This window comes from bacterium, assembly GCA_021372775.1.
Taxonomy (GTDB): domain Bacteria; phylum Acidobacteriota; class Polarisedimenticolia; order J045; family J045; genus JAJFTU01.
Genome location: JAJFTU010000096.1, coordinates 1 through 4,894, shown reverse-complemented (window position 1 = coordinate 4,894; position 4,894 = coordinate 1). Strand labels below are relative to the sequence as shown.

General features: G+C 75.3%; 5 protein-coding genes. 4 read left to right on the top strand and 1 reads right to left on the bottom strand.

The genetic code is table 11. The annotated features are described in order from the left end of the window. The coding region (locus LLG88_03430) for a nitroreductase (protein MCE5245959.1) at positions 1 to 986 on the bottom strand (986 nt) is incomplete at its 3' end. Positions 987 to 1,091: 105 nt separating this feature from the next. On the opposite strand from LLG88_03430, the gene nikR reads away from it, so the two are divergent. The 4 genes from nikR to LLG88_03410 form a co-directional block, all read left to right on the top strand. Continuing rightward, entirely contained in the window at positions 1,092 to 1,499 is a 408-nt protein-coding gene (nikR, locus tag LLG88_03425) for a nickel-responsive transcriptional regulator NikR (GenBank protein ID MCE5245958.1), read from the top strand. Continuing rightward, positions 1,496 to 3,475 (top strand): TonB-dependent receptor, encoded by a 1,980-nt coding sequence (locus tag LLG88_03420; GenBank protein MCE5245957.1) that lies wholly within the window; start codon positions 1,496 to 1,498, stop codon positions 3,473 to 3,475. The genes nikR and LLG88_03420 overlap by 4 nt, the downstream gene beginning before the upstream one ends. 38 nt (positions 3,476 to 3,513) lie before the next feature. Continuing rightward, a complete protein-coding gene (locus tag LLG88_03415) occupies positions 3,514 to 4,443 on the top strand; it encodes a zinc ABC transporter substrate-binding protein (GenBank protein MCE5245956.1) in 930 nt (309 codons plus the stop codon). After that, on the top strand, positions 4,440 to 4,894 hold a 455-nt coding region (locus LLG88_03410; protein ID MCE5245955.1), incomplete at its 3' end, for an ATP-binding cassette domain-containing protein. The genes LLG88_03415 and LLG88_03410, both read left to right, overlap by 4 nt.

Genomic DNA, 4,894 nt, shown 5'->3' with positions numbered 1-4,894 from the left:
CGCTGGGTCGGCGGAACCTCGGGGCCCCGGCCGACGCGCAGCACGAGCTGCGGCGGCGCGGAGAGGCCGAGCGCGGAACGAAGCCGCACGCGCAGGTCGGCGACCTCCGTCGGCTGATTGAGGTACGAGGCGTCGAGGCCGTGGTGCTTGGCGACGAGCAGCGCGTGGGCCAGCGCCTGCCCCGCGGCGAGCCACCCCGCCGGCGCGTCGTCGGCGACGCCGAGCACGGCGAGCGCCGGCGCGTCCTCCGCGATCTCGCTGCCGTCCGCCGCCGTCCCGCCGGTCGTCTCGAACGAGCGGACGACCGTCGGCCCGATGAACATCGACAGGTCTCCCGACCCGTAGGCGTAGCCGGGGAGGCCGTCGCCCGAGCGGGTGCGGCCTGGGTGCGCCCACGCCGCCATCTCGCGGCGGAACGAGCGGTCGCCCCCTTGGCGCCGATCCCCTTCGGTGATCAGGGCGGCGAGGGCGAGGCGATGCTCCTCGTCGTCGACGAACTTCAGCCAAGCCCCCTCGACGGCCGCGGCGGCGGAGATCGCCGCGCTGGCCCGCGGCTCGAGCGGCGCGGCGGTGAACGGGCGGCGGCTCGTGCGGCGGAGCGGGATCGCCCGGCAGATCTCGACGTCGAGCGGATTCGGCTCCGCGGCGCGCCCCGCGTGGACGACGGCGAGCAGGTCGGGATCGTCCGCGGCGGGGAAGGGGAGCGTCTCCGGGCGGAAGCCGAACCGCCGCAGCGCCGCCCGCAGCATGAAGAGCGCCGCGCCGCAGCTGATCGTCAGCTCGCGGTCGTCGGGGTCGGCGACCGGCAGGGCGCGCGTGCGGTCGGCGAACAGCTCGACCCGTCCGGCGGCGACGCGGAACAGCCACGGCTGCGTGTTGTGGGTGGAGGGGGCGAGGATCGCGTACCGCAGGCAGAAGCGCAGCCGGTCCTCGAGCGATCCGTCTTCGGGATAGTCCGCTTCGCGCACCGCCCAAGCGTCGAACATCGTCGGTCCTCCGGGCCTTTGGAGCGAGATGGTACGGCGTCGGGACGGCCGCGGTCGGTAGGAAATTCCCGAAGTTCGTACTACGATCGTCCTCCGGAGGGACGCATGGAGCTGGAGCGGATCAGTCTGGCGATCGACGGCGACTTGGTGCAGCGGTTCGACCGCTTGGTCGAGCGCAGCGGGGCGGCCAACCGCTCCGAGGCGATCCGCGACCTCATCCGCCGGCGGCTGGTCGAGGAGGAATGGAAGGACGACCGGCGTCCGGTCGTCGGGACGCTCACGCTGGTCTACGACCACGAGAAGCGCGAGCTGGCCGACAAGCTGCTCGAGACCGGCCACGAGCACCACGACGAGATCCTCGCCACGCTCCACGTCCATCTCGACGAATCGCGCTGCCTCGAGGTGATGGCGCTGCGCGGCCGCCCGTCGCGGCTGCGCGAGATCGCCGACCTGCTCTCCGGGATGAAGGGCGTGATGCACGGCCAGCTCGTGATGAGCTCGGAGGCGCTATGACGATGCGCGCGCTCCGCGGCGCCGCGGCCCTCGCCGCGCTGCTGGTTCCCGCCTCCGCGGCCGCGCAGGAGGCGCCGGCCGCCCCGACGTCCCGCGCCGCGTCCGACGCGTCCGCGGTGGACGGCGACGCCTCCTCGGCGGGACGACGTCTTGCGCCGCGCACCGAGGAAGTCACCGTCGTCGCGCCGCCGATCCTCGAGGAGAACCGCGTCGCGAAGGACGGCACGCAGATCGGCGTCGTTTCGGCGCGGCAGATCGAGGCGCTCAACGCGGGCGACCTGACCTCCGCGCTGCGGCGCGTCCCGGGGATCGTCGTCGCCCGCTACGACGTCGTCGGCGGCTACGGCGGCGCCGACGGCGGCGCGGTCTACATCCGCGGACAGGGGACCGGCCGGCCGGGCGCCGAGATCGCGACGCTGACCGACGGCGTGCCGCGCTTCGCCGGCGTCTGGACTCATCCGCTGATGGACAACCTCTCGATCGACGGCGCCGACCGGATCGAGATCTACCGCTCGCCGCAGCCGGTGCGCTTCGGCGACGGCGCGTTCGGCGCGGTCAACATCGTCTCGCGGCGGCGCGAAGAGGAAGGGGAGGCGACCCGCCTCTCCCTCTCCGCGGGGGGATACGGCCTCCGCACGGCGCGCCTCGCGACCGAGGGACGCGACGGAGAATTCGACTGGACGGCGCGCGTCGGCTACCGAGCCGCGGACGGCCACCGTCCCGACTCCGACGGCCGCACCGCCGACGCCGCGGCGCAGCTCGGCTGGCGCATCGGCGGCGGTTGGGACGCGACGCTGCGGGTCGAGCGGACGCAGGGGGCGGCGAGCGATCCGGGCGCCGAAGGAGCGCCGAAGCCGCCGGCCGCGCCGCGGTTCGCGACGAACGACACCTTCGCCCTCGTCACCCTCTCGCGCGTCGCGGACTCGGCGGCCTACGAGGCGAAGCTCTACCGCGACAAGGGGCACATCGACTGGCTGCAGTGGGATCAAGCGAAGCGCGAGTTCTACACGACGCTGACCGACTGGAACAACTACGGCGCGCGCCTCTCGGCGACGTTCGCGCCGTGGCGCGGCGGCGAAATCGAGCTCGGCGCGGACGACGACCGCTGGGGCGGGGAGAGCGTCGAGAAGCGGCCGACGATCGACAAGCCGGTCGATCCGCCGCGCTTCGAGAACCGCGCCGCGCACGCGCGGCTGAGCCACCGCTTCGCCGGCGCGACGCCGGTGACCGTCTCGGCCGGCGCGCGCTTCACCGACAGCAAGTTCTTCGGCGGCGAGTGGGGCGGCGAGGTCGGCGTGGTCGTGGACGCGTCGTTCGCGCAGCTCCGCGCGATCGCCGCGCGCGGCGCGAACTTCCCCGGCGTCTGGGCCGCGGCGCTCTACGCCGGCTTCCCGAACAGCGCGGGGTGGAAGGACCTCCGTCCGGAGAAGACGCGCCACGTCGAGATCGGCGCCGCGCGCGAGTTCGGCCGCCGCCTGCGGCTCGACGTCGCGCTGTTCCGCAACCGGCTGACCGACGGGCTGCGCTTCGTCGCGCCGCCGCCGCGCTTCGAGAACATCCGCGAGGAGACGATCGACGGCGTCGAGGCGACGGCGAGCGTCGCCGCGGCGCGCGGGCTGGAGTTCTTCGTCGGCGCGACGGTCACCGGGCACGACCCGTCGAACGCGCCGGACGCGCCGCGCCGCACGGCGAGCTTCGGCCTCGCCTGGGACCTCGGGCGGGGGTTCGCGCTCGACGCCGACGCACAGTACGTGGACGGCCACTACGCGTTCAATCCGCGCTATCCGGGGAAGACGTCGCAGGTCGGCGCCGCGGCGCCGGTCAACGCGCGCCTCTCCAAGAAGACCGCCTTCGCGGGCCGGCCGCTGACGATCTTCCTCGCCGCGGAGAATCTGTTCGACCGCGACGACGAGTACATGCCCGGCTATCCGGCGCCCGGCCGCTTCGCGACCTTCGGCGCGACGTGGGAGTTCTGACGATGCGCCGTCGCGGAATCGGCGCGGGAGTTCCGAAAGTGCGCCGTCGCGGAATCGGCGCGGAAGGCCCCGAGGCGGCGGGCGCGCCGCGCGCCGCGGGGACGGAACGACGCGGCGCGATCCGCGCCGCCGTTCTCCGCGCCGCCGTTCTCCGCGCCGGCGTTCTCTGCGCCGCGCTTTTCGTCGCCGCTCCGGCCGCGCGGGCCGCTGCGGCGTCGGCCGGCCCGGCGCCGACCGTCGTCGTCGTCACGACCTCGATGCTCGAAGCGGCGACTCTCGAACTGCGTCCGGCGATTCCCGGACTGCGCGTCGTGCGGCTCGTGCCGCCCGCCGCCTGCCCGGGGCACTTCGACCTCTCGCCGCGTGCGCTCGAAGGGCTGCGCGCGGCGCGGCTCGTGCTGCGCGAGGAGTTCGAAGGGGCGCTCGACGGAAAGCTCGCCGCGTCCGGCGTGCGCGGCGCGCGCGTGGAAGCGGCCGGCGTCGGCGGCAGCCCGCTCGTGCCGGCGCGCTACGCCGCGCTCGTCGCCAAGGTCGCCGACCGTCTCGGCGCGGTCTATCCGGACCGGCGCGCCGCGCTCGACGAGGCCGCGCGCGCGACCCGCGCCCGGACCGAGGCGCTCGGCGCCGCGCTGCGCCGCGAGGCGGCGCCGCTCGCCGGCGTCGCCGCCGTCGCCTCGCAGCATCAAAAGGACTTCCTCGAGTTCCTCGGCCTCAAGGTCGTCGCGACGTTGCCCCGTCCCGACGACGCCACGCCCCGCGACCTCGAACGGCTCGCCGCGGCGCCGGCGCGCGTCGTCGTCGGCGGCGTGCAGGAAGGGACGCAGGCCGCGGCCGCGGTCGCCGAACGGACGCGCGCGCCGATGGCGACCCTTTCCGCCTTCCCCGGCGCGCCGGGATTCGGCGCCGGCTACGACGAGCTGCTGCGCGCGAACCTCGCCGCGCTCGAACGGGCGCTCGGCGCGCGATGAACGACGGCGCGCCTCTCGCCGCCGCGTCGGGGCTCGTCGTGCGCCGCGGCGGGCGGGTCGCGCTCGGCCCGCTCGACCTGCGGATCGAGCCGCGCGAGTTCTGGGGCGTCGTCGGCCCGAACGGCGCGGGGAAGTCCACGCTCATGCTGACGCTCGCCGGGCTGCTCAAGCCGGACGAAGGGGCGGTCGAGGTGCTCGGCCGCGGTCTCGACGGGTCGGGGCGCGCGCGACGGCGGCTCGGCGGGGCGGTCGGCCTCCTCTTCCAGAAGCACGACTTCGTGCCCGACATGCCGTTCAGCGTCGAGGACGTCGTCCTCTTCGGCCGCGCGGGGCGCGGGCGCGTGGGGAGCGGCTGCGACGCCGAGGACCGCGACGCGGCGGAGCGGGCGCTGGAGCTGCTCGGCCTCGCCGACGCGCGGCGCCGGCTCTATCGCTCGCTCTCCGGCGGGGA

Excerpts from the sequence above, each read along its gene's own strand:
- nikR (MCE5245958.1), top strand. The coding sequence starts at position 1,092 with ATGGAGCTGGAGCGGATCAGTCTGGCGATCGACGGCGACTTGGTGCAG.
- LLG88_03420 (MCE5245957.1), top strand. The coding sequence starts at position 1,496 with ATGACGATGCGCGCGCTCCGCGGCGCCGCGGCCCTCGCCGCGCTGCTG.